We start from the raw sequence: 24,919 nt of genomic DNA on the forward strand, positions 1-24,919 counted from the left end.
CAGGCAAAAGGAGCATGCTAGCGCAATGGCTGGCATGGCGCCAGCCTGAGCTTATCCAGCCGTCACTGTGCCGGCTTGTCCGGATCGATGTAGTACGAGCCCGGCGGCGCACCCGGCACTTTCACCCGGAACTTCAAGCCCGACAGCAGCTTGTCCCACAAGGCGATGGCCTCTTCGTCCGTCAGCGACGCGGCTTCGGCGGCGCCGACCATGTTGTGGGCGACTTTGGTGTACATGGATGCTTCCAATACCGCTGGATAGGCGATATCGCGCGGCGTACCCACCAGCGTCCATTCAAAATCATGCACGCCATCGGTACGCCGTATCAACGATTCCTCGCCATGCCAGTGCTGCACGTCACGCTTGCCTTCGCGTAGCAGCGTGCGAGGAGGGTAGTTCTTGCCTTGCTGGTCTTTTGCTTCCTGGATACGAGCAAGCAATGATAATTTCCCGCGTACTTTTGCGTCATATTCAGCAGGAGGATAATCACCGTAGGCGTCTTTGTTCGCAGTGATGGAAAATGTCACGTCTGGCAGGCTGGGAAAATATAGACCTGCGTCCGCCATTTCTTGATTGTCATACTTGTCGTCGCTCATGAAACCATTTTTTACGCAATAGCCAGGTTCCTTGGGAACTTCATTTTCATCGCGCAGACGTAAGTTATTGGCGCGGACCATTTGATTTCGTTTGGAGTCTGCTATTGTTTCATCTTTTCTTTTTGATCCGTCAAGAATAAATATGTGGTTTCCTTTTATGGCGTAGGTCTTGAAGAATAGATCGCCATCTTCCTTGGAAAATTTCCCATCGTAATATTGAAGTTGCCAGCTATTTTCTATAGGCCCTTTTCCATCATATATAATTTCAGAGGTTGGGTCATTTTTTTTTATTTTTTCAATTTCTTCTGCTATTCGTTCGTTTTTTTCTGTTGTTCCGCCTGGTATGGTTTTAATTTCTGAAAGAATTGTTGTCCCTCCTGATATGAGTTGTGCTTCTTGCGGAACCTCTAGGGCATAGCGTCCGAAGCATACAATTTTTGTTTTTAAAAATAGCGCATCCAAGCGTTTGCTGAGCTTGAAATTTTCAGGCATGATGATCTCCTTGGCTGAATTTTTTTTCGCATAGGCGGATAGAAATACCATCGCAATAAATGTAATCGTGAGAAAAATTGTTTTCTTTATGTTATTATTCATGGCTTAATCCCATTTTGCCGTCTTGGCAATTTGTACGATGGAATACAGCATGGATGCCATTACATTTGTATCGGCATAACTGTTCTGGTGGTCATAACCGTTCGCTTCCGCCATGCCATGTACGAAAAGTGTGCCTGTGATGTGCCTTGCAGAACGGTCTGACGGTACCGTCCCATCACCGCGTGCACTGGCTGACTGTAGCTTTAATTTTAAGTTTTTTCCTCCGGCCTGGACGAGGAGTTGCCCCTTGCAATCATCTTCAAGTAACTTCCATTTTTCAGGTAGCGGTTCAAATTTATTCCATGGATCGTTGGAGCCGCTGTGAAGGCCGTCAATTAATTTAAATACGACATCGCCATAACTTAAAAAATTCCTCGATGCGCAATAGCTTGCATAAGTGTTTGGGTGAAACGTTTTCTCTATGGATGATAAAAATTCTGAGGATTTTCTTAAGCGCTTCATTGTTTCTTCTATACCTCCACCTTTTTCACGAGGGAGGTCGGCGGGGTTTACCCATTTTGGGTTGATTAGCCTCCACCATGCATTGGCGGGTTGAAGGTAAATGCTTTCCAGTGCAGTGGCCTTATCGCGAGGCCAGCTCCATAAAACTTTATCCTGTGCATCCACAATTTTCAGCCAATTCTGGCCATATGCCGCACCTGGCAACATTTCCAGTGGCGCTGGTGCGTTAGCCAGAATGGCGGTAGCATGCATACCGTCGATGCCCAGAATTTTGGCTTCTATTTCTGCTATAGAACCTTCTCTTTCCTGAAAGCCAAAACGCATGCGTTTATACGCCCCTGCGGCTCCAATGGTTGGCATCACATTGTGATAAATGCCCAGGATTTTCACATCTTTATCATCAAGCATCTTTCCATAGCTGGGGTGTATCAATGCCCGGGCCAGCAAGCCCCCCATGCTATGTGTGACGATGATGACTTCGTTACATTTGAATCCGCGTTGCTGGTAGCCTTTGACCAGGCCGCGTAGTCGCTCTGCAATAGTGACGGCGGATACCCCATTGCTCTTGATAAAGTTGTAGCCCATCGCATGCACTGGGTACCAGCAAGGAGAAATTTTCTTTAAATCGCTGACGGTAATGGCTTTGCCAGATGACGCGCCAAAATTTGTTGGGTCTTGCAAAAGCAGTGCGCCAAGGCCACTTGTTTGACGCCAGACAGGATGTGGCTTGCCGTCGGAAATCATGTTATTGAGATGCAATTCGGCTGTTCGTAACATTGTTCCGTACGCACCTGCAAATAACACTTCACTCCATCCTCGCCAACGAGCTATTTGTGCTGGGCTTTGATACGAACAGGCTTTGCCTTGAATCGGGCGTGATGTTGTCGCTATCCTGTTCGTTCCCATCAAAGGAGGAATGGGGGTAAAGCTGTCTGGCACATTTTGATGCCGTGCATCTGCAGCTTTGGTTTCCGCACCATCGGGATCGAAGCGGCTGTTGCTTTCCGTATAGTGGTAGTACTCGACTTCGGTTTCAGTGGGGTCAAACACTAATTGACGCTGCCGTGGCGATGCATCTTTGAACCAGCCACCCAGGCCATTGCTTGTGAGGACAGCGGCCTTGCCTCCCGCACCCATCATATCGTCTGGCCGCCAGGCCCGATTGTCTAGACGGTGCAATTCTTCCTGGCGAACCTTGCTCATCCTTAGATTGCTGCCCATCACGCCTGGCAGGAAAATAACAGGAATTACCTTGCCTGGCGGCACAGTGACGTCGTGTCGGGCGGTATCTTTTGTTTCCGTCATCGAAACGGCGAGTTCCGCCCAGCCTCCCACGCCTTGACCAAACTTCGCAGGATGATTGCCGCGGTTATTCAAGTCATCACATTTGCTCATGGCAGTTCTCCCTTATAGCGAATGATGTAGCTGTCCATGCCGGTGGATTTCTGTAGTTGCGTGGAACCGTCTTCCGCGCTTTTGCCGGCCATGTTGCCGTCATCGCGCAGGAGTTCAAAAGCAACGCCAACGGCTGGCGTATCGTCGGCGTTCACCAGCAACACTTCCTGATCAAAACTGCTGTGTGGCCGTTCATTAAATTCCTGCGACACGCTCTTCGGCGCCAGGGTTTCCAGGTTGCCGTTGAAGAGTACGGGGGATGAGGTGAAAAACTGCACCTTGTCGCTGATTTCCAGCATATGGTTGGCGCCGTGCAGGCGTATGCCTTTCTTGCCCTTGATGTTGACCCAGTCCGCCTCGCTGATCAGCGACAAGACTTTCTGGGCGAGGATTTCCACCTCGTCGCTTTGCGCCTGGATGGACACCTTGCCGCTGGCCGCGATCAGTTTCATGCCTGCCTTGTGCACGAACAGGCTGAAGGTCTTGGCGATGCTGGCAAACATGCTGTCGCCGCTGGCGAGTGAAACATGCTTGCTGCTGCTGAGCGCCACATGCTCGCTGGCGGCCAGGTGCATGGACTGGGCCGTGCTCAACTCGATGCCGGCCGGACTGGCCAGCAGCAGATGCGCTTCGGACAGCTCCGGGAAATCGCCGCCGGCGCCCTTGATGGCAGTGTTTTGCCGCTGGATGGAATCGGCCACGGCGCCCTGTTGTGCGGCGCTGTCTTGCGCCCCCGCATCAACGGCCATGCCGGCCAAGCCTTGCTGCAGTTGGCGTGCCTGCGCCAGGCGGGCTTGTGTTTCGTCGAGCTGTTTGACTAATCCCGTTCCAGTTGATGTTTCGGTGGTGATCAGCATGCCCTTGGCTGCGCGCAGGGCGCCCCAGGCGTTGCTGGCCAATTCAAAGCCCACACCGCGTGCTTCCTTGCGGCCGGCATGGTCGTCGATGCGGGTGATGTTGCCCAACGAAAGCCGGCTATCGTGGTGCTCGCTGCGCAGTTGTGCCTGGATCGCCCCCTTGGTATCGTCGAGCACGAGATGGTTGGCGCTGCGGGCGCCCAGCTCGCGGCTGCGCAAGCCGGACAGGGCACGCTGCTGCGGCAGCTGCCACGGCGGCGGATTGGCGCTGTTGTAGACCACGCCGATGACGATGGGATGGTCGATATTGCCGTCCTGGAATTGCACGACGACTTCCTGGCCTACACGGGGCAAGGCGATTTGTCCCATTTGCGGGCCTGCCATCGGCATCATGACCCGTATCCATGGCGAGCTGCGCTCATCGAATGTCCCCAGGCGGTCCCAGTGAAATTGCAGGCGGATGCGTCCCAGCGCATCGGTATGGATTTCCTCCCCGACCGGCCCGACCACCAGTGCCGTCTGCACGCCGGCAACGATGCATGGCGTGCTGTTGTAGCCACGGCCCGGCCGCCAACGGATGTCCCGGCGCACGCACAGCATATTGTTGACGTAGTGGGAGGGGGCGTTCGGGCCGACCTGATAATTATTGCTGGCGCGATGCTCGACTGACAGGATCAGGTATTCGCGTCCGGCGATACTGTCCGGGCGCTCTTCACCAGGCTGACAGCGTTTTTCCTCGGCGCTGAAATGGCCGTCGAGCCGGAAGCAAAGGCCGGGCTGTGCGCCACGGTGATTGCCGGCCGCCTCGAAATACTGGCGCAGATGGTCGCTTTCTTCCATGCGGCGTTGTGCCAGAGCTTCCCCATCATCGACATTCTTGTAGCCATAGGCACCCGTGTTTTCGTACAGTTCGTGGGCAAATACATCGCCCTGGCGGTTCAGGGAGTAGCCGCTGGCAAGGCGTGGCTGCGGATTTTTATAGTCGAAACTGGCCAAGGTCAGCTGCCCGGAGCCGATCCGGCGCACGGCTTGCCACTGTCGCAAGCCATCGTCTTCCATGGAACCCGACTCGGAGTGAAAACGCATGGCGCCGTCGCCGGCCGCCGTGGCGATCATGTCAGCCAAGGTGGTATTGTCCGCGAGCCACAACGTATGGCCATCGGCGCGATGCTCGTACCAGTAATGCCAGCCCAGCGCTTCCCAGCGCCGGTGCAGGTGGTTGTAGTCGGTTTCGTTGTGCTGGTTGGCGCAGGTGATTTGCGGATCGTCGCCATGGATGCTGGTTTTCCAGTCGCGCTGTTCGTAGTGGGCAAACGTCGTTTCGGTCAGCTGCATCACGCTTTGGCCATGAAAGGACACGTTGTCCTGGCGCAGCCGGGCAAAGGCCAGCCACGGTTGCAGCACCATGCGGTACCACGCAAAGCCGCCATCGGCGCGCAGCAGGCAAAACTCGCCCACATAGCCGTTAAAGTAGCGCAGCGTGCCATCGTCGCGCACCATGGAAATGCTCACCATGCGGCCCATCATGGCCTTGAGCGCAATATGCGCGTCATCGGACAGCAATTCGGCCTCGAAACGGAAGTCGCGCGATACCTCTTCCCTGGCGGTGAGCGAATTGACCAGCAGGATGGCGCCGGCAGGCCCATCTTCATGGGGGAACTCGATCTTCAGCAGGCGCCGTTCTTGTGCGGCGAGGTCGAAGGCCGAGAGTGCCGCCTGGATGCTTGCATGCATGGCCTGCCTCCGTTACAAAGATGTGATCAGGTGGGCGCCGCAGGCGGTGGCGTCGCCGTCATAGGCGTACGGCTTGCCCATGTGTCTTGCGCCGGCGCCATCCGGCATGATCGGAAAATTGCCCTTGCACTTGGGGCAGAATGTGGTGTCATCGGCCAGTGCCGCTGTCTTGCCCATCACGGTGCTGCCGGATGAGGCGCTGGTGACCTTGCCGCCGTGATCGGTTGCGTCTCCGAGCCGGATGACGCCGCGTCCCGCATGTTTCATGTTTGCCTCGCTTTCCAGATAGGAACTGCTCAAGCCAGTGGCAGCAAATAACGCACTTCGGCGCCGCGCACCTTGCCTTGTGCTGTCTGCAAGAACGTCGTCCATCCCAGGCACCGTCTTTCTGAAGGGTTGGAACTCAGGAGCAGGGGGGTAATACATGGCGGACTCAATATCAGTCGTACTTCATATTGCAAGTCCTGTACGCCAAACAGCATCAGCATCTTTGCCAGTGCCGCCGCGCCCGTGCTGCGCGGCAGGAAGCGTTGCAGGCCAGCGGGATCCAGCGGGCCGATATGCAGGCAGACGCGCATGTCCTGGCGCCACAGCCGCAGGCCAAGCGTTGCACCGCGCGCCAGGGTAAAGTTGACACTGCCCAACAGGCTGCGCCGGTTTTTTTCCAGATAGTCCCAGCCACCGACAAATTGCTGCACGGTGACGGGGACGCCGCAGTACTCGGCCAGCGCGGGGCCGATCGCTTGCGCGGAGACGGGGCGGCAGCGCAGCAGACCCGCGTACCAGGCCGCGACGTGCTGCGTCACGGCATCAGTTTCTCCGCTCGGCGGCAGCGCATTGCGCCGCACGCCGGCCAGTGCCATCAGCAATGGCAGTTGCGCATCCCTTGTCTGGGTCTGGAGCGTGGCTTCCAGTCGATACTTTTCCCACGCCTGGTAATACAGTGCGACCATGCGGTGCGAAAAGATATCGAGAAAGGCCGAGACGCCAGCGTCTTTGCTCGAAAAGCGGTAGGCGGCGATGCGTTCCGAGTGGTGCAGGGGCAAGGTGCCGCCGACGCCCAGAAAACGCATGAACGTGGGTGTCAAGGTCAGCTGTTCATTGTCGTCGAGCGAGAGCTGTTCGATTTCACTGGCAGGAAAACTCAAGGACAGGCTATTCTTGAAGCGCAACACCTGGCCTAAGGCTTTCGCATGGGACACGTTCTGCTGGCGTAGCCAGCACAGCAGAATACGCACCGCCTGCACGAACTGGTAGCGGTACGGCTCGGCCAGCAAGTGTTGTACTACACCAGATTCTGCAGGCCGCTTCTTGGTTTGCATCGGATCAGCTCCTCTCCGCTTTGCCCTGACAGCACCACCAGCTCGATGAAACTGTTGATTTGCACATACAGCCCAAGGAAGTGATCGATCACCTGCACAAACAGGTGCATGCTGGTGCCGACGAACGCTTCTTCGTCCAGCGTGATGCGCACTTCCACGCCATGCGCCATCGAGGTACCGCGCTTGTGCCGCAGCCATGCCGTGGTCGGCGAGTGCGCGAGCGCGACGATACCGTGGATCTGGCGTTGCGAGCTTGCCGATTGAGACAAGTCATACAGTGTCAGCAGTTCACGCAGCGCCGGCAGGCCTTCCTGGACCAGCGCGTGATGATTCAATGTCAGGTGCGAAATCAGGCGCCAGTGCAGGCCCGCGCCCGGCGAAAAGCGTCGCGGCTGGCTGGGTCGTCGCAGCATGTGCAGTGCGGGTCCGCCGCCGCACGGTTGCAAGTCTCCTTGCGGCTGACCGTATTTGAGCGCCAGGGGAAGATCGCGGTTACTGCATGTCAGCGACAGCGACAAGCTGGCTTTTTCGTGGATAAGGGGATTGAAGTCGCTATCGACCAGCGTGATTTTCTTTTCATGGCCGGGACTTTTCATGGCTAAATCCGTATCGTGGCGCACGACCCAGTAGTGGCCTTGTTGCGCCGCACCTTCGCCATGGCGCAGGCTGTACAGCGGGCGAAATTCGGTCAGCGTGCTTTCCCCTCCGCGTTGGCGCAATAAGCGCGCCGCGTCGACAGTGACGACTTCGTAACCATGGGCATGGGTAGCATGGGCCAGCACGGAATAGTCGGTTTTCTGCCGTGTGACGGCGATCGGTACGCCTTCCTGGCGGAAAAGATTGACCGCCGGACTGCAGCCCAGCCTTAAGTTGTCGCTGGAAATGCTGGACAACATGCGCGCCGCAGCGGAATCGGGTCGCAAACCGGCCATGCACAGATGCAGGGTAAAGCGCTGGCAAGCAGGCGGCAGCGCGGCACTCAGCGCCGCGATATCGATGTCGAAGAAATTGAATTTTTCCGGATATGCAAAATACTCGCTCAGGATGCGGTAGGCCGGCTGCGAACGGGCACCGAAAGGTATCAAGGCATCCGTGTCGCCGAAGCCGACGGGCATCAACGGCACGACGGGCAAGGTCATCCATTGCACCGCGTCGATGGACACAAAAGCGCAGACCGCATGCATGAACAGGGCATCGCGCAAGGCGGCGGAAAAAGAAGCTTCGCCATCGATGAAAACGCGCAGTGACGCGGGCGCTGTGTCGAGATGCCGGATGCCGATGTTCAGCGAGGAACTGGCGGATGCCGGCAGACGTACGCCTGCCGGCGGCTTGATCATCGCATCGAACACCGCACTTTCCAGTACCGATGCTCCCGTCGTGATGCCGTAGGCAGTCTTGAAGCGGCAGCGCACGCCGCGCACCGGCGTGGCGTCCATTTCACTGCCCGCAGGCAGGTGCAATACACCCGCTCCAGCCGCTGGGGCGGGCTGATGCACGATGGTACACGATGGAAAGGGACGCAGATAATGCGGGAACAGGGCTTCGAACAGGGCTTCGGTAAATTGCGGATAGTCGTCGTCGAGCCGTTTCGAGATGCGTGCCGCCAGCATGGCCACCGATTCGATCAAGTGTTCGACGTGCGGATCCTCGCAAGACTCGCCCGACATGTGCAATTTGCCGGCGATTCTCGGGTAGCGTTCGGCAAACTCACGGCAATGTCGCCGCAGCATCACCAGCTCGCGTTCGAAATACGGCAGCAAGTCCTCCATCTCTCTTTTCCTGTGTCTTCACGCGGAATGGCCAGTATCCGAGCGTTTGCTCAGAGGTAAATTGCGTTTGCGCAACAATTGCGCAGGGTTGCTGCGCAACATCAAGAACTTTCAAACTGGCAACCTCACACTGGCAAGGCAGCATGATTCCAACGATCAACATGGAGAATGCAATGACATTGCCATCCAAATTACTGTGGTCCGAGGGGCTGGCCATCGGTCCCCAGCAATTCCAGCAGCTGGACCGCTACCATGAAGCGCGCCTGCAACGTCTGGCCTCACTCATCAATCCGCATTTATGGGGTGTGCATGGCATCCGCTGGAATGCGGACGCACTGGCCAACAATAGCCTGCGGGCGGACGCCATGTCGCTCGTCTTCCAGGATGGAGAGCTCTTCGAAGCGCCGCTTGGCGATGTATTGCCCAGTGCTGTAGACCTGTCCAAACTGCCTTCCAGCGAACATAGTTTTACTTTTTATGCCGCGCTGCCGGTGCTGCAGGCGCATGGCGGGAATGTGAGCTCTGCAGGCGCGCGCTATGCCCAGGCGGATATCGAAACCCCGGATCTGTACAGCGAGGCAGTCAGCATCGATGTGGCTTACCTGAAGAAGCGCGTGTATCTGCTGTCGCAACTGGATCCGCTCCATGATTATCTTGCCATCCCGGTGATCCGTTTGTACCGCGCTGGCAATGGCAGCTTTGAAATCGATGCCTCCTTCATTCCGCCTGGCCTGACCATCAGCGCCGAGTCTTCGCTGCAGAACATGCTCGATTCGCTGATCGACCGCTTGGGCGCGAAAATTGAGGCGCTGTACAGTCGCCACCGTCAGCCCGGTAAGAATACGGTTGAGTTTCACGGCGGAGATGTCTCCTCGTTCTGGATGCTCAATACCTTGAGCACGGCCAGCGCCACGCTCGGTCATTGCGCCAGTTACCGGCACCATCATCCCGTGTATCTGTTTGAAAAATTGATGGCACTGGCCGGTGGCTTGATGACGTTTTCGAAAAAATACACGCTGAGCGACTTGCCGGCGTATTGTCATGATGACGCGGGCCCCGGTTTCGGCAAGCTCGATGGCATCATTCGCGACCTGATCGATACTGTGCTCCTGTCGCGCTACTTCCCCATTGCGCTGTCCAACGACACGCAACAAAACACCCACTATCACGGTTTGCTCGATGCTGCGCGGATTGACCGTCAGACCGAACTCTGTCTTGCGGTAAATGCCGATATGCCGGCACTGGAACTGGTCGCCACGGTGCCGTTGCAGTTCAAGATATCTTCTCCTGACAATATCGAACTGTTACTGGGCCGGGCGCTGCCTGGTGCAGAATTGCGCCATATGGCCCAGGTTCCCGCTGAAGTGCCGGTACGGCCCAATACGTATTATTTTTCGATCGACAACAAGGGCAGTATCTATGACAGCATGATCAAGGCACAGGCGATTGCGATTTATGTGCCGTCCGGCATAAAAGGGCTGAAGCTGGAATTGTTCGGCATCAGCGGCACCGCCGCGTAACGATGACCAGCGTTGCGAGCGGGGGTATTGTGAAATGATTGCCCTAAGCAATAGACTTGCCCCTGCAGTTGACGTTATCATGTTTTTGTAAGTGTCGGTGGCTGAGCAGTCGGCGCATAGTTGAAACATGGTGACAGGCGGGAGTGAGCATGGGCATGGCGAATGATGCGTGATGTGCCTGGCGGCGGGATGGGCAGGGCAGCGGTGATCCGCTGTGGCCGCGCATTGCTGCTGATCCTGTGCGCCGCTGCGGCCGCGCCGGCGCTGGCTGCAAGCGCCGCGCCGCCGCACCGGGGGCAGCGCGTGCTGGTCCTTAATGCCTACGATTACGGCCGCGCCGGCGTGGAATCGTACACGCGCACCTATGTGGCCGCCCTGGCCGCTGCGGGACTGTCCAGCGAAGACATCATGGTCGAGCACCTGAATCTGAATACCCAGGGTGATCCCGCGCTGCGCAACGAGATGCGTGATTTGTTGCTTTTAAGATACACCCAGATGATGGGCCGCAAGGCCGACCTGATCATCGCCATGCAGCAGCCGGCGCTCGATTTTTTGCTGTCGGACCTGGCGCCGCTGGCGCGCGGCGTGCCCGTGCTGGCGATTAACACCTCGGGCAAGGCCTTGCCGGCCGGCAGCCCTCTGGCCATCTGGCAGCAAAAGGCGAACGTCGATTTTTCCGGCACCCTGGCGCAGGCGATGGCGCTGTTCCCTGAAACCAAAAACATCGTCATGGCCGTCGGCGCCAGCGAGGCCGACCAGGCCTTGAAGCGCAACATGCAGCAGGCGGCGCAGGCGTGGCAGGGTATCGTTTTCATGGAGTATCTCGACGGCCTGACCCTGGCGCAGATGCGCGCGAAGGTGGCGCACCTGCCCGCCGATACGCTGCTGGTGACGGGCAATGTCAACCGCGACGTGGACGGCAATATCGCCACCCCCGTGCAATTTGCGGGGGAACTGGCGCGGCTGGCGAACGTGCCTGCCTTCGGCATGTACAACACGAACGTGGGCAAGGGCATCTTGGGCGGCTCCATCCTGCACATCGAAGGGGCCGCGCAGCAGGTGGCGCAGATGTCGCTGGCCGTATTGGCCGGCAAGGCGCCTGCCGCGCCGGGTGCCTTGCTGCCGCCGGTGCGTCCCGTGCCCATGTATGACTGGGAGCAGCTGCAGCGCTGGGATGCCGACATCAGCCGGCTGCCGCCGGATACCCTGTTCTTCAACCGCCCGCCCCAGCTGTGGCATGAACACCGCGCCGCCGTGCTGTCGGCTGGCGCCGTGTTTCTCGCCATGGCGTGCATGCTGAGCGCCTTGCTGCTGCAGCGCCGCCGTTTGCGCCGCGCCGAGAGCGATGCGCGCGAAAGCGAGCAGCGCTTCCGCATCCTCGTCGAGCATGCGCCCGAAGCCATCGTCGTGTATGACCTGGACCAGGACCGCTTCATCGATGCCAACAGCAGCGCGCAGCGCATGCTGGGGATGTCGCGCGAAGCGCTGCTGGCGCGCGGGCCGTTCGACCTGTACACGGGTGAGCAGCCCGACGGCCTGCCGCTGGGACTGATGATGGAAGAACATCTGCGCCGCGCCATGCTCGGTGAACCCATCCTGGTCGAGCGCAATGTGCGGCGCGCCGACGGCAGCATCTTCCCTTGCGAAGTGCGGCTGGTGCGCCTGCCGATGGAAGGGCGGCGCCTGGTGCGCAGCGGCATCGTCGACATTTCCGAGCGCAAGCAAAGCGAGCAGGAATTGCTCGGCTACCGCGACCACCTGGAAGAACTGGTGCAGCAGCGCACCGCGGCCCTGTCGGTGGCCGTCACCGAGGCCGAATCGGCGAACCGCGCAAAAAGCGTCTTTCTCGCCAACATGAGCCACGAATTGCGCACGCCCTTGAATTCCGTGATCGGCTTTTCGCAGATGATGGCCGATTCGAGCAGCATGTTCGAGGAAGAAAAACATAACCTGGCCATCATCAACCGCGCCGGCCATCATTTGCTCACCCTGATCAACGATATCCTGGAATTGTCGAAAATCGAGGCGGGCCGCATGCAGCTGCAAGCGGGACCCGTCGACTTGAACGGCTTGCTCGACGAGGTGCTCGAGATGGTGCGCATGCGCTCCGGCGACCAGGGCATCGCGCTGCGGCTCGAGCGTTCCGGCGTGCCGCCGCTGGTGCGCCTCGATGGCGCCAAGCTGCGCCAGGTGCTGCTCAATTTGCTGTCGAACGCGCTCAAGTTCATCGAGCAGGGCAGCGTGACCCTGTCGCTGGCCTGCCAGGCGGAGAGCGATGGGCAGGTGGCGCTGGCCTTTGCCGTGCGCGATACGGGCAGCGGCATCGCGGAAGACGACCTGGAACGCATCTTTGAACCGTTCGTGCAGGCCGACAGCGCCGTGGCGCAGGCCGGCACGGGACTGGGACTGACCATTTCGCGCGAATTCGTGCGCCTGATGGGCGGCGAGCTGCGCGTCGAATCGGTCCTGGGGACCGGCTCCATGTTCCACTTCGACTTGCGCGCGCCCTGCGTGCAGTGCCCTGCCGCCGCGCCGCCGGCGCCGGGTCGCGTGGCGCGCCTGCCGGCGGCCCAGCGCGGTCGCACGGTGCTGCTGGTCGACGATGACGACAACTGCCGCAAGCTGCTGACCGGCTTGCTGGCGCCGCTGGGTTTCCAGCTGGACGAGGCGGCGGGCGGCGCGCAGGCGCAAGCCATGCTGGCCGCGCAGCGCTACGACATCGTGCTCAGCGACTGGCGCATGCCGGACATGGACGGCCTGGCGCTGACGCGCTGGCTGCGCGCGCAGCCGGCGCTGGCGCAGCCGCGCCTGGTGATCATGACCGCCTCCGCCTTCGAGGAAGAAAAGCAGGAGGCGCTGGCCGCCGGCGCCGACGGCTTCCTGCGCAAGCCGATCGAGCAGGAACACCTGTTCGCCATGCTGGAGCAGCAGCTGGGCGTGCGCTTCCAGCGCACCGGCGCCATGCCGCCGCGCGTGCCGGCCGCCGCCTTCGACTTGCGGCAGGCGCTGGGACAGCTGGGTGCGGCCGAGCGCCAGGCGCTGCTCGAATCCGTGCAAGCCCTCGATTTGCGGCGCAGCGCCATCGTGCTGGCCGGCGTGGCGACCAGCCTGCCGCAGCTGGCCGCGCACGTCGCCGCCATGCTGGAACAGCATCAATACCAGCCGCTGTGTGCCTTGCTGGCGCAGCTGGCCAGCGAGCCGCAGGGCGAAGACGCATGACGCTTCACCCATCCAAGGGCGCGCGCCTGGGCGGCGTGTCCATCGTGCTGGCCGTCAGCGTGGCGCTGACCTTTGTCGTCACCGCGCTGCTGCTCGTGTTTGCCGTGCTGTTTTACCAGTCCGAACGCGAGCAGCGCTGGCAGCAGCTGCAGCGCAGCCTGTCCGTGAGCGCGGACCAGCTGGCCGTCGCCATCGAACTGCCCCTGTGGAATCTCGATGAAAAGCAGATGCAGGCCATCATGCGCAGCATGCTGGGCAAGCGCGACCTGGTGGCCAGCTCGCTGACGCCGGGCGTCGGCAAGGAGGCGCTGGTCTTGCGCCGCACGGCGGACGGCGCCATCGGCAGCTTTTCCTCGCTGTCCGCGCAGCCCGACTGGCTGGTGCAGCGGCGCCCCGTGACGATGGGCGGACAAGTCATCGGCAGCGTGGCCGTGTACGCGACGCCGGCCCTGCTGCACGCGCAGCTGCGGCAGCGCGCGCTGGGCATCGGCGCCATGATCGTGGCGCTCGACGTGATCCTCGTGGCCAGCATCTGGCTGCTCATGTGGTGCCTGATGCTCAAGCCCCTGAAGGCGATCGGCCAATATGCGGCCGGCATCCAGGCAGGGCAGGGCGAAGCATTCGGCACGCCGCCGAAAGCGTGGTTCCTGGGCGAGCTGCGCACCTTGTACCGCTCCATCCGCGACATGGTGGCGCTGCTCGACAGCCGCTACCGCGCCTTGCAGCGCAGCGAGGAGCGCGTGCAGATGGCCACGGGCGCGGCCAGCATCGGCATCTGGGACTGGAGCGTCAGCAGCGGCGCCTTGCAGTGGGATGAGCAGATGTACGCGCAATTCAAGGCCGATGCGGACAGCGGCATGGCGCCGGCGGCGATCTGGCGCGCGGCGCTGATGCCCGACGATGTGCCGGCCGCCAAGGAGGCCCTGCGCGCCGCCTTGGGCGCCGGCCAGGCGTTTACGCACGAATACCGCATCCTGTGGCCCGATGGCGCCATCCGCTACATCAAGGTCGATGCCGTGATCTTCCGCGACGGGCAGGGCCTGCCCATGCGCCTGGTGGGCTCGAACTACGACATCACGGCGCACCGCGAGGCCGAACTGGAACTGCTGCGCCACCGCCATCACCTGGAAGAACTGGTGGCCGAGCGCACGAGCGCCCTGTCGGTGGCCGTCAGCCAGGCGCAGGCGGCGAACCGCGCGAAGAGCACCTTCCTGGCGAACATGAGCCATGAACTGCGCACGCCCTTGAATTCCGTGATCGGCTTTTCGCGCCTGATGGCCGCCTCGCCCCACATGCACGACGATGAAAAGCGCAACCTGGCCATCATCCACCGCTCGGGCAATCATCTGCTTACCCTGATCAATGAAATCCTCGAACTGTCGAAGGGCGAGGCGGGCCGCCTGCAGGCGCAGACGGCCGTGGTGGCGCTGGCGCCCCTGCTGCAGGAAGTGATGGACATGCTGGGCATGCGCGCCGAGCAGCAGGGCATGACGCTGCGCCTCGATTGCGTCGCCCTGCCGCCGGCCGTGCTGCTCGACGCGACGCGCTTGCGCCAGGTGCTGCTGAACCTGATGTCGAACGCCGTCAAGTTCGCCGGCGGCGGCGAGGTCACCCTGCGCGTGCGCGGCGAACGGCGCGGTGGCGATCAATGGATGCTGTCGTTCGCCGTCTGCGACACGGGCATCGGCATCGCCCCGGAAGACCAGCAGCGCATTTTCGAGCCCTTCGTGCAGGCCGACAGCGCGGGGCCAAAGGATGGCACGGGACTGGGTCTGGCCATCTCGCGCGAATTCGTGCAGCTGATGAAGGGCGAGCTGACGGTGGAATCGACGCCGGGGCAGGGCGCCACTTTCCGTTTCAGCATACCCGCGCAGGCGGCCGAAGCGCCGCCACAGGCGCCCGTGCCGCCGCCGGCAGCACCGGCGCCCGAGGCGCGTCCGGCGCTGCGGGCACAAGACTTGCAACTGCTGGCAGGGGACGAGCGCGCCGCCTTGCTGGTGGCGCTGCGCGAATTGAACCTGGCCAGGGTGGCGCAGCTGCTGGCGGCCTTGCCTGCGGCGGCTGCTCCCTTGCTGGCGCCCCTGCAGGCCATGCTCGACCAGCATCAGTACCGTCAGCTGTGCGACTTGCTGGAGCAGGAAGGCGTGCTGGCCGATGCCTGAAAAGTGTGGGCTGACAACATCGGATTGGCTGAAAAGACGTCCCAAGTGCCGCTGATGGATGGTGCTAAATTGCAATAAAGATTATGATGATGGTATGTAGTTCATCGCAAAGAAATGTCTTGTCCAGCGCGGCAAACGAGCGCCGCGCCTCATCCAAAGCTGAGAGAACTGCTACATGCACCGCGATTTTTCGGAAGTGAACTCGAAGGGCGAAGTACTGATCGTTGAAGATACGCCGGCTTCGCTGAAGCTGTTGAGCGATTTGCTGGGCGGCGCCGGCTATGCCGTGCGCCAGGCGCCGAACGGTGAGCTGGCCCTGTGGACGGCCCAGGCGCGCCCGCCGGAGCTGATCCTGCTCGACGTGCGCATGCCCGGCCTCGACGGCTTTGAAGTATGCCGCCGCCTGAAGGAGATACCGTCCCTGCGCCAGGTGCCGGTGATCTTCCTGTCGGCGCAGTACGACACGGACGACAAGGTGCGCGGCTTTGCGCTGGGCGCCGTCGACTTCATCGCCAAGCCCTTCCAGGCCGAGGAAATCCTGGCCCGCACGGACGCCCATGTGCGCCTGGCGCGTGCGCAGCTGCAGCTGGCGCAGGAGCGCGCCAACCTGGAGCGGAGGGTGGCCGAACGCACGGCCGAACTGGAACAGGTGGCCAGCACCCTGGCGCGCGAAGTGCAGATCCGCCGCGCCAATGAAGAGTTGCTGCGCCTGTCGGGCCAGGTCTTCGAAGCGACGCAGGACGCCATCCTGATCACGGATGCATCGGGCGTCATCGTCACGGCCAATCCCGCTTTTACACGCATCACCGGTTACGCGGCGCCGGAAGTGGTGGGTACGGACATCCTGCGCCTGCACGCCGAACACACGGGCGAAGCGGTGCTGCAGGCCATGCGCCAGGGCTTGCGCAGCAGCGGCTGCTGGTCGGGTGAGGTGCAGACGCGGCGCAAGAGCGGCGACACCTATCCCTGCCTGCTCAGCGCCTCCACCGTGCACGGCCCCGATGGCGCCGTCGTCAACTACATCGGCGTCTTCCTCGACATCAGCGAGCGCAAGGCCGAGCAGCACCTGATCGACTTCCTCTCCTACCACGATGCGCTGACGGGCTTGCCGAACCGCGTGCTGCTGCGCGAGCGCTTCGAACAGGCGCGCGCGAACGCCGTGCGCGACGGCCAGCAGGTGGTGCTGATGTGCCTGGACCTGGACCGCTTCAAGAACATCAACGATTCGCATGGACAGGCCGTCGGCGACAAGGCGCTGCAAGTGGTGGCGCGTTTCCTGTCCGGCTGCGTGCGCGAGGGCGACACGGTGGTGCGCCAGGGCGGCGACGAATTCCAGATCCTGCTGCAGGACGATGCCCTGCTGGGACGCACCCTGGGGCTGGCGCAAACCATCCTGGCCGGCTTGCGCGAAGAATTGAGCGTCGATGGCGAACGCCTGGCCCTGACGACCAGCATCGGCATCGCCATGTGCCCGGCCGATGGCGACAGTCTCGACGACGTGCTGCGCCACGCCGACACGGCCCTCGTGCGCGCCAAGGAAATGGGACGCGACCATTACGCCTTCTTCACGGAGCGCATGGGCAGCGATATCCGCGCCCGCCTGGCCATGCAGCAGCAGCTGCGCGGCGCCATCGGCCGCGATGAATTCGACGTGCACTACCAGCCGCAGATGTGCTTGCGCACGGGCGCCTTGCTGGGTGCGGAAGCCCTGCTGCGCTGGGATAACCCCGTGCTGGGCAAGGTGCCGCCCAGCCTCTTCATCGCGCTGGCCGAGGAATACGGTTTGATCACGGCCATCGGTGAATGGGTGCTCGAAAGCGTGTGCGCGCAAATCCGCGCCTGGCACGACGCGGGCCTGGGCAGCATCAAGGTGGCCGTCAACCTGTCCGGCAAGCAGTTCGCGCAGGACCGCACGGTGCCCTTCGTCGAGGCGGCCTTGCGCAAATACGGCATCGCGCCCGCTTGCCTGGGCATCGAGATCACGGAAAGCACGGTGATGGGCGACCCGGACAAGGCCGTGGCGGCCCTCACGCGCCTGAAGGATATCGGCGTGGGCATTTCGCTCGACGACTTCGGCACCGGCTATTCCAGCCTCGGTTACCTGAAACGCTTTCCCATCGACGTGCTCAAAATCGACAAATCCTTCGTCGACGACGTCACCACCAGCAGCAGCGACGCGGCCATCGCCCGCTCCGTCATCTCGCTGGCGCACAACCTGGACATGCGCGTCATCGCCGAAGGCGTGGAAACGCGCGAACAGGTCGACTTCCTGACGGAACACGGCTGCGATGAAATGCAGGGATATTATTTCAGCCGTCCGCTGGCCGCGGATGCCTTCACGGCCTTGCTGCGCGAACGGCGCACCCTGGCCGCGACCTAAATACCGCGGTGCGGCCGATGCACCATGCCGGTGCGTCCGCTGCAGCGCGGTGCGCGATTCTCACGTTTCCTTCCCCTGACGCTGGCACATATCCTGCTTAGGTAATCGCTTATTTACGCGATTGCCACGCATGCCAGACAGACCCCATCCAGCCACGCCTTCACCAGCCAGCACGCATAGCGCCTGGCAGGCGCAGCTGCGCCTGGGTTTTGCGCTTCACGATGGCGTCAGCCGCCTCGTCGAGCGCACGCACAGCGGCCCCCTGCGCGTGCAAAAGCCCCTGTACCCGGAAGGCGACGCCGTCTGCCACGCCATCATCATCCACCCGCCCGGCGGCGTGGTGGGCGGCGACCAGCTGGCCGTCGACGCCACAGTGGGCGAGGGCGCGCGCGCCTTGCTCACGTCGCCGGGCGCGGCCAAATGGTACCGCGCCAACGGGCATGTCTCGGGCCAGCACGTCGTGCTGCGCGCCGGTAGCGGCGCGGCCATCGAGTGGCTGCCGCAGGAAAGCATTTTCTTCGACCAGGCCTGCGTGCGCCTGCGCCACGAGGTGGAACTGGCGCCCGACGCCAGCTACATCGGCTGCGACATCGTCTGCCTGGGGCGCAGCGCCTCGGGTGAAGTTTTCAACACGGGCAGCATCGATCAGCAGGTGCAGATCCGCCGCGGCGGCAAGCTGCTGTGGTGGGAACAGGGCGTGCTGGCGGCCGGCGGCGCGCTGATGGCCAGCCCGCTGGGATTGGCGGGCCACACGGTGTGCGCCACCCTGATCGCCGTCGGCACGCAAGTTACGCCCGCCGTGCTGGCGGCCGTGCGCGGGATCGGCGTGCCGGCCGGCGCCGCGTTTGGCGCCACGCACATGAAATCGCTGGTGGTGGTGCGCCTGCTGTGCGGCGACAGCGAGGCGGCGCGCCGCGTCATGCTGGCCGCCTGGCAGCTGCTGCGCCCCGCCATGCTGGGACGCGACGCCGTCGTGCCCCGCATCTGGAACACTTGAACAAGCAAGGAATCACAAGGAAAAACATGGACCTGACTCCCCGCGAAAAAGACAAGCTGCTCATTTTTACGGCCGCGCTGCTGGCCGAACGGCGCCTGGCGCGCGGCTTGAAGTTGAATTATCCGGAAGCGGTGGCCCTGATCAGCGCGGCCATCATGGAAGGCGCGCGCGATGGCAAGTCGGTGGCGCAGCTGATGTCGGACGGCACGAAGATACTCTCGCGCGCCGACGTCATGGACGGCATCGCCGAGATGATCCCCGACATCCAGGTGGAAGCGACCTTCCCCGATGGTAGCAAGCTGGTGACCGTGCACCACCCGATACCGTAGTTTTTTGAGAAGGAGCCCCTCATGACCCCAGGCGAATACCAATTGGAAGAAGGCGAAATCAGCTTGAATGCCGGGCGCGCCACGGCCACCGTGGTGGTGGCCAACCGGGGCGACCGGCCGATCCAGGTCGGCTCGCACTTCCACTTTTTTGAAGTCAACCCGGCGCTGGCGTTCGAGCGCTGGCGCGCCTACGGCATGCGCCTGAACATCACGGCCGGCACCGCCGTGCGCTTCGAACCGGGCCAGCAGCGCACCGTGGAACTGGTGGCGCTGGCGGGCGAGCGCAAGGTGTACGGCTTCAATGGCGAAGTGATGGGCGAACTGCAAGACACTCCACCGGGAAAGGATTGAGATGGCCAGTATTCCCCGCAGCGCGTATGCCGAAATGTTCGGCCCCACCAAGGGCGACCGCATCCGCCTGGCCGACACGGAACTGTTCATCGAGATCGAGCATGACTATGCGATCTACGGCGAAGAGGTGAAATTCGGCGGCGGCAAGGTGATCCGCGACGGCATGGGCCAGTCGCAGCGCTGCGCGGCCGAGGTGATGGATACCGTCATCACGAATGCCGTCATCCTCGACCACTGGGGCATCGTGAAGGCCGATATCGGCTTGAAAAATGGCCTGATCTTCGGCATCGGCAAGGCGGGCAACCCCGACATCCAGCCTGGCGTGACCTTGCCCATTGGCGGCGCCACCGAGATCATCGCCGGCGAAGGCATGATCGTCACGGCCGGCGGCGTCGACACGCACATCCACTTCATCTGCCCGCAGCAGATCGAGGAAGCGCTGATGAGCGGCGTGACGACCATGCTGGGTGGCGGCACGGGGCCGGCCGTGGGTACGGCCGCCACCACCTGCACGCCGGGGCCGTGGCACTTGCACGCCATGCTGGCGGCCGCCGACGCCTTCCCGATGAACCTGGGCTTCATGGGCAAAGGCAATGTGAGTTTGCCGCTGCCGCTGGAAGAACAGGTGCGCGCGGGCGCCGTCGGCCTGAAACTGCACGAAGACTGGGGCAGCACGCCGGCCGCCATCGACAACTGCCTGTCCGTCGCGGACCGCATGGATATCCAGGTGGCGCTGCACAGCGATACCCTGAACGAAGGCGGTTTTCTCGAGCATACGCTGGCCGCCTTCAAGGACCGCACCATCCACACGTTCCACACGGAAGGGGCGGGCGGCGGCCATGCGCCCGACATCATCGCCGCCGTGGGGCAAGCCAACGTGCTGCCCTCGTCGACCAACCCGACGCGCCCATTTACCGTCAACACGCTCGACGAGCACCTGGACATGCTGATGGTGTGCCACCACCTGGACCCGGCCATCGCCGAAGACGTGGCCTTTGCCGAGTCGCGCATCCGCCGCGAAACCATCGCCGCGGAAGACATCCTGCACGACATCGGCGCCATCTCGATGATGTCGTCCGACTCGCAAGCGATGGGGCGAGTCGGCGAAGTGATCATGCGCACCTGGCAGACGGCGCACAAGATGAAGGTGCAGCGCGGTGCCTTGGCGCCCGACACGGCCCGCAGCGACAATTTCCGCGCCAAGCGCTACATCGCCAAGTACACGATCAACCCGGCCATCACGCACGGGATTGCGCACGTGGTGGGCTCGATCGAGGCGGGCAAGATCGCCGATATCGTGCTGTGGAAGCCGGCCTTTTTCGGCGTCAAGCCGTCGATGATTTTAAAGGGCGGCATGATCGCGGCCGCGCAGATGGGCGACCCGAACGCGTCGATCCCCACGCCGCAGCCCGTGCACTACCGCATGATGTTCGGCGCCTTCGGCGGCGGCCTGAAAAAGTCGTTTACGTTTGTGTCGCAGGCGGCCTACGACCTCGATATCGGCCACCAGCTGAAACTGAACAAATCCGTCATCGCCGTGAAGAACATGCGCGGCTTGCGCAAGCACGACATGATCCACAACGGCGCCACGCCGCACATGGAAGTGGACCCGGAAACCTATGCCGTGCGCGCCGACGGCCAGCTGCTCGTGTGCGAGGCGGCCGCCGTGCTGCCGATGGCGCAGCGCTATTTTCTATTTTAAGCAGGAGACAAGCATGCTGACTTTGCATACCAAATTAGGTCCCGACGATGAGCGGGCACCCACCGCGCAACTGGTTCTGCCCTACGACCAGCGCGAAAAATGCCGGCTGCGCGCCGTGCTGTCGAATGGCGGCGACGTGGCCGTGTTCACCGTGCGCGGCACGGTGCTGCGCGACGGCGAGCGCATGACGGGGCCAGGCGGGCAGGTGGTGCAGATCGTCGCCGCGCGCGAGCCGACCTACCTGGTGCGGTGCGCCGATGCGCATACCCTGCTGCGCTGCGCTTTCCACCTGGGCAACCGCCACACGCAGGCGCAGGTGGGCGACGGCTTTTTGCGCATCCGCAAGGACGTCGTGCTGAAGGAGATGCTGGAAGGCTTGCAGGCGATGGTGACGGAAGAAAGCGCGCCGTTCGAGCCCGAGGCGGGCGCGTACGGCGGCGGCCATGGCCACCACGACGGCCACGGCCAGCACTTGCTGGCGCCCGTGCCGCTGCGGCAGAAGATCCACCGTCCCAGTGATGCGCCGGGCGCCGCATGATGCAGGCGTCGGCCCTGCTGCACTTGCTGCAGTTCGCCAGCCCGGCCTTGCCGATCGGCGCCTACAGCTATTCGCAGGGGCTGGAAGCGGCGCTCGAGTCTAGCCTGGTGCACGACGCGGCCACGGCGCGCAACTGGATCGCCGAGCATCTGGCGCAGGTGGTGGCGCGCTGGGAAGCGCCCCTGTGCTGGCGGCTGATGCAGGCGTTTGAAGAACAGGATTTGCGCGCCGTGCAGCGCTGGAGCGAGCGCTTCATCGCGTCGCGCGACACGGCGGAATTTCGCGCCGAAACCATCCAGATGGGCTATTCCCTGACCAAATTGCTGGCCGAACTGGGCGTGGCCGACGGCGTCTTGATCGACATGCTGCAGGGACAGGCGGAAGTGGCCCTGCCGACGGCCTATGCCTGCGCCGTGGCGGCGCTGGCCATTCCCCGCGAAGAGGCGCTGCTGGCCATGCTGTTTGCGTGGGCTGAAAACCAGGTGCTCGTCTGCGTGAAATCCGTGCCGCTGGGGCAGGTGGCGGGGCAGCGTTTGCTGCTGTCGCTGCGGCCGGACCTGGAAGCGGCGGCCATCACGGCGCAAACCTTGCAAGACGACGAGATGGGCAACTGGGCGCCGGGCCTGTCGCTGCTGTCGATGCGCCATGAAGTGCAGTACAGCCGCCTGTACCGTTCCTGAACACTACAACGAGAGACCATACCATGACTTCGATCACCTCCAATCCGCTGCGCGTGGGCATCGGCGGGCCCGTCGGCTCGGGCAAGACGGCCCTGTGCGAAATGCTGTGCAAGGGCATGCGCGAGCGCTACGACATGGCCGTCATCACGAACGACATCTACACCAAGGAAGACATGGAAATCCTGCTGCGCGCGGACGCCTTGCCGGCCGAGCGCCTGATGGGGGTGGAGACGGGCGGTTGCCCGCACACGGCCATCCGCGAAGACGCGTCGATCAACCTGGAAGCCATTGCGCGCATGCAGGCGGATTTCCCCAACCTCGATTTGATCCTCGTCGAATCGGGCGGAGACAATCTGGCCGCCACTTTCAGCCCGGAACTGTCGGACCTCACCATTTACGTGATCGACGTGGCCGGCGGCGAAAAAATCCCGCGCAAGGGCGGGCCCGGCATCACCCGTTCCGATTTGCTGATCATCAACAAGACGGACCTGGCGCCGTACGTGGGCGCCAATCTCGACGTGATGGCGCAGGACGCCAAGCGCATGCGCGGCGAGCGCCCCTTCGTGTTCACCAACCTGCGCAGCGGCGACGGCGTGCAGGTGGTCATCGACTTTATCCGCGAGCAAGGTTTGCTCGATCAACCAGGCAAGGAGCTGCAATGACTGCAACACTGATGAAGAGAACGGCCGCCGTGGCTGCCCTGTGTCTGCTGGCCATGCCCGCCATGGCCCATCCCGGCCACGGCGAAAGCGCGGGATTTCTGGCCGGTTTCGCCCATCCGTTCACGGGCATCGACCATTTGCTGGCCATGCTGGGCGTGGGTATCTGGGGCGGCCAGCAGCGCCGCGGCCTGGCCCAGCCCGCCACATTTCTCGGCATGATGCTGCTCGGCGCGCTGGCCGGCATGGCGGGCTTGACGGTGCCCGGGCTGGAAACGGGCATCGCCGCCACGGTGGCGCTGGTAGGCCTGGCCATCGCGCTGGCGCTGGCCTTGCCGAACTGGCTCGGCATGGGGTTGGTGGGCCTGTTCGCCTTGGCGCATGGCAATGCGCATGGTCAGGAATTGCCGGCCGCCTCGGCCGCCTGCGGCTTCATGCTGGCCTCGGCTGTGCTGCTGGGTGCGGGACGTTTCACCGGCCAGGTGCTGGCCGAGCGCATGCTGCGCGTGGCCGGCGTCGCCTTGACGGCCGCCGGCGTGGTGCTGATGGGAGTTGCTTAGGCCCCAGGGCGGCGTTCCGACAGCACGATGGGCGCCGCCTTTTCCGGATGCAAGCCCTGGTGGCCCGCATACACGGCGGCAATGGCGGCCATGTCGGCGTCCTTGTCGCCCGTCAAATACAAATGGTCGACGACGCCCAGCACCTTGTTCGGATAGTCGATGTAGACCAGCAGCAAAGGCACCTTGGCCGCCACGGCCAGGTGATAAAAGCCGCTTTTCCAGTTCGGACGGTAGCTGCGCGTCGCTTCCGGCGTGATGGCCAGCCAGTACCAGTCGGCGGCCAGCATGCGTTCGGCCTGGCGCTGTATCGTGCCGCTGGTGGTGCTGCGGTCGACCGGTTCGCCACCCAGGTAGCGCAGCACCTTGCCCATCGGGCCGCGGAACAGCGAGTCCTTGGCCAGCCAGCGGAAGGGCAGCGACAGCGCCCATTTGCCGAACAGGCCCACCATGAAATCCCAGTTGGACGTGTGCGGGTAGACGACGGCGATGCCGCGCGGCCCCGGCAAGGGGCGAAAGCGCATGCGCCAGCCAAACAGCTGCAGCACGCGCAGCGCGCAGCGCTGGTGCCAGGTCGGCAAGTCGCCCGCTTGTACAAATAAATCGTCCATTGATACCCTTCAGTGACACTATTCTTAATGGGATGGCGCTGGTGGCCATTTTCCTTGAAGCAAAAATTCTGCGCAGGCATTCTATACGGGGCTGGCGGTGGCGACAAGCAGCCGAGGCCGCTATTCATGCGGTGTCGGGGCCGTTGCGGGCTCTATTTTAACGATGCTTTGCCACGGTGTCGGGCACTAAATGGGCACAATGTGGTCAAAACTTGATGCAAGGTCGATCCACCCGATAGGAGCCATGGCATGAAAAACAGTATCGATGATGTACCTGGGCAGCATGCCCGAACGGACAAAGTGATGGCCGAGCTCGTCGAGCGCGGCGTGGCGTTCCATCATGCGCTGGGACGAACGGTGGCGACGGCCTACCTGCGCGAGCACGCGGTGCCGGCCGAGGTGATACGCCGTGTCTTCAGCAGCGTGCAGGCGCGCCGTCCGGCCCGGCCGGCACGGCGCCGATGGCGCTGAAGGACAGACAAAAA

Annotated in this window: 20 protein-coding genes; 13 read left to right on the forward strand and 7 right to left on the reverse strand. The window is 62.4% G+C overall.

The window, feature by feature from the left end:
* Nucleotides 1–62 precede the first annotated feature (62 nt).
* Genes BLU39_RS28645 through tssF form a run of 6 tightly spaced genes read right to left on the reverse strand, consistent with a single transcriptional unit; the run spans nt 63 to nt 8,729 of the window.
* Entirely contained in the window at nt 63–1,190 is a 1,128-nt protein-coding gene (locus BLU39_RS28645; RefSeq protein ID WP_254788988.1) for a T6SS immunity protein Tli4 family protein, read from the reverse strand.
* 3 nt (nt 1,191–1,193) lie between these two features.
* A complete protein-coding gene (locus tag BLU39_RS15565; RefSeq protein WP_092714482.1) occupies nt 1,194–3,047 on the reverse strand; it encodes a hypothetical protein in 1,854 nt (617 codons plus the stop codon).
* A complete protein-coding gene (locus BLU39_RS15570; RefSeq protein WP_092714484.1) occupies nt 3,044–5,638 on the reverse strand; it encodes a type VI secretion system Vgr family protein in 2,595 nt (864 codons plus the stop codon). Before BLU39_RS15570 ends, BLU39_RS15565 begins: the two co-directional genes overlap by 4 nt.
* A 12-nt stretch (nt 5,639–5,650) precedes the next feature.
* Nucleotides 5,651–5,905, reverse strand: coding sequence for a PAAR domain-containing protein (locus tag BLU39_RS15575; protein ID WP_092714486.1), 255 nt, complete (start codon nt 5,903–5,905; stop codon nt 5,651–5,653).
* 29 nt (nt 5,906–5,934) lie between these two features.
* Nucleotides 5,935–6,960, reverse strand: coding sequence for a type VI secretion system baseplate subunit TssG (gene tssG, locus BLU39_RS15580; protein ID WP_092714488.1), 1,026 nt, complete (start codon nt 6,958–6,960; stop codon nt 5,935–5,937).
* Nucleotides 6,924–8,729 carry a type VI secretion system baseplate subunit TssF gene (tssF, locus tag BLU39_RS15585; protein ID WP_092714490.1) on the reverse strand — a complete coding sequence of 602 codons (1,806 nt, stop codon included), beginning with the start codon at nt 8,727–8,729 and terminating at the stop codon, nt 6,924–6,926. The genes tssG and tssF overlap by 37 nt, the downstream gene beginning before the upstream one ends.
* A 143-nt stretch (nt 8,730–8,872) precedes the next feature.
* On the opposite strand from tssF, the gene tssK reads away from it, so the two are divergent.
* The 12 genes from tssK to BLU39_RS15645 all read left to right on the forward strand — a co-directional run bounded on the left by tssK (nt 8,873) and on the right by BLU39_RS15645 (nt 23,826).
* Entirely contained in the window at nt 8,873–10,249 is a 1,377-nt protein-coding gene (gene tssK, locus BLU39_RS15590; RefSeq protein ID WP_314606617.1) for a type VI secretion system baseplate subunit TssK, read from the forward strand.
* Between the two features lie 162 nt (nt 10,250–10,411).
* On the forward strand, nt 10,412–13,468 hold the full coding sequence (locus tag BLU39_RS15595) for a sensor histidine kinase (protein WP_092714492.1): 3,057 nt from the start codon (nt 10,412–10,414) through the stop codon (nt 13,466–13,468).
* A complete protein-coding gene (locus BLU39_RS15600; RefSeq protein ID WP_092714494.1) occupies nt 13,465–15,630 on the forward strand; it encodes a sensor histidine kinase in 2,166 nt (721 codons plus the stop codon). Before BLU39_RS15595 ends, BLU39_RS15600 begins: the two co-directional genes overlap by 4 nt.
* A gap of 175 nt (nt 15,631–15,805) precedes the next feature.
* Nucleotides 15,806–18,010 carry a two-component system response regulator gene (locus BLU39_RS15605; protein ID WP_092714497.1) on the forward strand — a complete coding sequence of 735 codons (2,205 nt, stop codon included), beginning with the start codon at nt 15,806–15,808 and terminating at the stop codon, nt 18,008–18,010.
* A gap of 130 nt (nt 18,011–18,140) precedes the next feature.
* A complete protein-coding gene (locus tag BLU39_RS15610) occupies nt 18,141–19,007 on the forward strand; it encodes an urease accessory protein UreD (protein ID WP_092714499.1) in 867 nt (288 codons plus the stop codon).
* A gap of 26 nt (nt 19,008–19,033) precedes the next feature.
* Complete coding sequence (locus BLU39_RS15615; protein WP_034751936.1) at nt 19,034–19,336, forward strand: urease subunit gamma; 303 nt, start codon at nt 19,034–19,036, stop codon at nt 19,334–19,336.
* Between the two features lie 21 nt (nt 19,337–19,357).
* On the forward strand, nt 19,358–19,687 hold the full coding sequence (locus tag BLU39_RS15620) for an urease subunit beta (RefSeq protein WP_034751935.1): 330 nt from the start codon (nt 19,358–19,360) through the stop codon (nt 19,685–19,687).
* Between the two features lies 1 nt (nt 19,688).
* The gene (ureC, locus tag BLU39_RS15625; RefSeq protein ID WP_092714501.1) at nt 19,689–21,389 is read left to right on the forward strand and encodes an urease subunit alpha; all 1,701 of its coding nucleotides are present in this window, start codon (nt 19,689–19,691) and stop codon (nt 21,387–21,389) included.
* Nucleotides 21,390–21,402: 13 nt separating this feature from the next.
* Entirely contained in the window at nt 21,403–21,927 is a 525-nt protein-coding gene (ureE, locus tag BLU39_RS15630) for an urease accessory protein UreE (protein WP_092714503.1), read from the forward strand.
* Nucleotides 21,927–22,607 (forward strand): urease accessory protein UreF, encoded by a 681-nt coding sequence (locus tag BLU39_RS15635; protein WP_092714734.1) that lies wholly within the window; start codon nt 21,927–21,929, stop codon nt 22,605–22,607. The genes ureE and BLU39_RS15635 overlap by 1 nt, the downstream gene beginning before the upstream one ends.
* Nucleotides 22,608–22,630: 23 nt before the next feature.
* Nucleotides 22,631–23,269 (forward strand): urease accessory protein UreG, encoded by a 639-nt coding sequence (gene ureG / locus BLU39_RS15640; protein WP_092714505.1) that lies wholly within the window; start codon nt 22,631–22,633, stop codon nt 23,267–23,269.
* Nucleotides 23,266–23,826, forward strand: coding sequence for a HupE/UreJ family protein (locus BLU39_RS15645; protein ID WP_232731122.1), 561 nt, complete (start codon nt 23,266–23,268; stop codon nt 23,824–23,826). The genes ureG and BLU39_RS15645 overlap by 4 nt, the downstream gene beginning before the upstream one ends.
* On the opposite strand, the gene BLU39_RS15650 is transcribed toward BLU39_RS15645, so the two are convergent.
* On the reverse strand, nt 23,823–24,434 hold the full coding sequence (locus tag BLU39_RS15650; protein WP_092714509.1) for a 1-acyl-sn-glycerol-3-phosphate acyltransferase: 612 nt from the start codon (nt 24,432–24,434) through the stop codon (nt 23,823–23,825). The genes BLU39_RS15645 and BLU39_RS15650 overlap by 4 nt on opposite strands.
* Nucleotides 24,435–24,683: 249 nt before the next feature.
* Between BLU39_RS15650 and BLU39_RS15655 the strand changes: the two genes are divergently transcribed.
* Nucleotides 24,684–24,905 (forward strand): hypothetical protein, encoded by a 222-nt coding sequence (locus tag BLU39_RS15655; protein WP_092714511.1) that lies wholly within the window; start codon nt 24,684–24,686, stop codon nt 24,903–24,905.
* The last annotated feature ends 14 nt before the right edge of the window (nt 24,906–24,919 follow it).

Origin of the sequence: Janthinobacterium sp. OK676, assembly GCF_900103595.1 — a bacterium.
Classification (GTDB): domain Bacteria; phylum Pseudomonadota; class Gammaproteobacteria; order Burkholderiales; family Burkholderiaceae_D; genus Janthinobacterium.

Bases quoted from the DNA above. Each gene is read 5' to 3' on its own strand.
- BLU39_RS28645 (WP_254788988.1), bottom strand. From the start codon at position 1,190: ATGAATAATAACATAAAGAAAACAATTTTTCTCACGATTACATTTATT.
- BLU39_RS15565 (WP_092714482.1), bottom strand. From the start codon at position 3,047: ATGAGCAAATGTGATGACTTGAATAACCGCGGCAATCATCCTGCGAAG.
- BLU39_RS15570 (WP_092714484.1), bottom strand. From the start codon at position 5,638: ATGCATGCAAGCATCCAGGCGGCACTCTCGGCCTTCGACCTCGCCGCA.
- BLU39_RS15575 (WP_092714486.1), bottom strand. From the start codon at position 5,905: ATGAAACATGCGGGACGCGGCGTCATCCGGCTCGGAGACGCAACCGAT.
- tssG (WP_092714488.1), bottom strand. From the start codon at position 6,960: ATGCAAACCAAGAAGCGGCCTGCAGAATCTGGTGTAGTACAACACTTG.
- tssF (WP_092714490.1), bottom strand. From the start codon at position 8,729: ATGGAGGACTTGCTGCCGTATTTCGAACGCGAGCTGGTGATGCTGCGG.
- tssK (WP_314606617.1), top strand. From the start codon at position 8,873: ATGATTCCAACGATCAACATGGAGAATGCAATGACATTGCCATCCAAA.
- BLU39_RS15595 (WP_092714492.1), top strand. From the start codon at position 10,412: ATGATGCGTGATGTGCCTGGCGGCGGGATGGGCAGGGCAGCGGTGATC.
- BLU39_RS15600 (WP_092714494.1), top strand. From the start codon at position 13,465: ATGACGCTTCACCCATCCAAGGGCGCGCGCCTGGGCGGCGTGTCCATC.
- BLU39_RS15605 (WP_092714497.1), top strand. From the start codon at position 15,806: ATGCACCGCGATTTTTCGGAAGTGAACTCGAAGGGCGAAGTACTGATC.
- BLU39_RS15610 (WP_092714499.1), top strand. From the start codon at position 18,141: ATGCCAGACAGACCCCATCCAGCCACGCCTTCACCAGCCAGCACGCAT.
- BLU39_RS15615 (WP_034751936.1), top strand. From the start codon at position 19,034: ATGGACCTGACTCCCCGCGAAAAAGACAAGCTGCTCATTTTTACGGCC.
- BLU39_RS15620 (WP_034751935.1), top strand. From the start codon at position 19,358: ATGACCCCAGGCGAATACCAATTGGAAGAAGGCGAAATCAGCTTGAAT.
- ureC (WP_092714501.1), top strand. From the start codon at position 19,689: ATGGCCAGTATTCCCCGCAGCGCGTATGCCGAAATGTTCGGCCCCACC.
- ureE (WP_092714503.1), top strand. From the start codon at position 21,403: ATGCTGACTTTGCATACCAAATTAGGTCCCGACGATGAGCGGGCACCC.
- BLU39_RS15635 (WP_092714734.1), top strand. From the start codon at position 21,927: ATGCAGGCGTCGGCCCTGCTGCACTTGCTGCAGTTCGCCAGCCCGGCC.
- ureG (WP_092714505.1), top strand. From the start codon at position 22,631: ATGACTTCGATCACCTCCAATCCGCTGCGCGTGGGCATCGGCGGGCCC.
- BLU39_RS15645 (WP_232731122.1), top strand. From the start codon at position 23,266: ATGACTGCAACACTGATGAAGAGAACGGCCGCCGTGGCTGCCCTGTGT.
- BLU39_RS15650 (WP_092714509.1), bottom strand. From the start codon at position 24,434: ATGGACGATTTATTTGTACAAGCGGGCGACTTGCCGACCTGGCACCAG.
- BLU39_RS15655 (WP_092714511.1), top strand. From the start codon at position 24,684: ATGAAAAACAGTATCGATGATGTACCTGGGCAGCATGCCCGAACGGAC.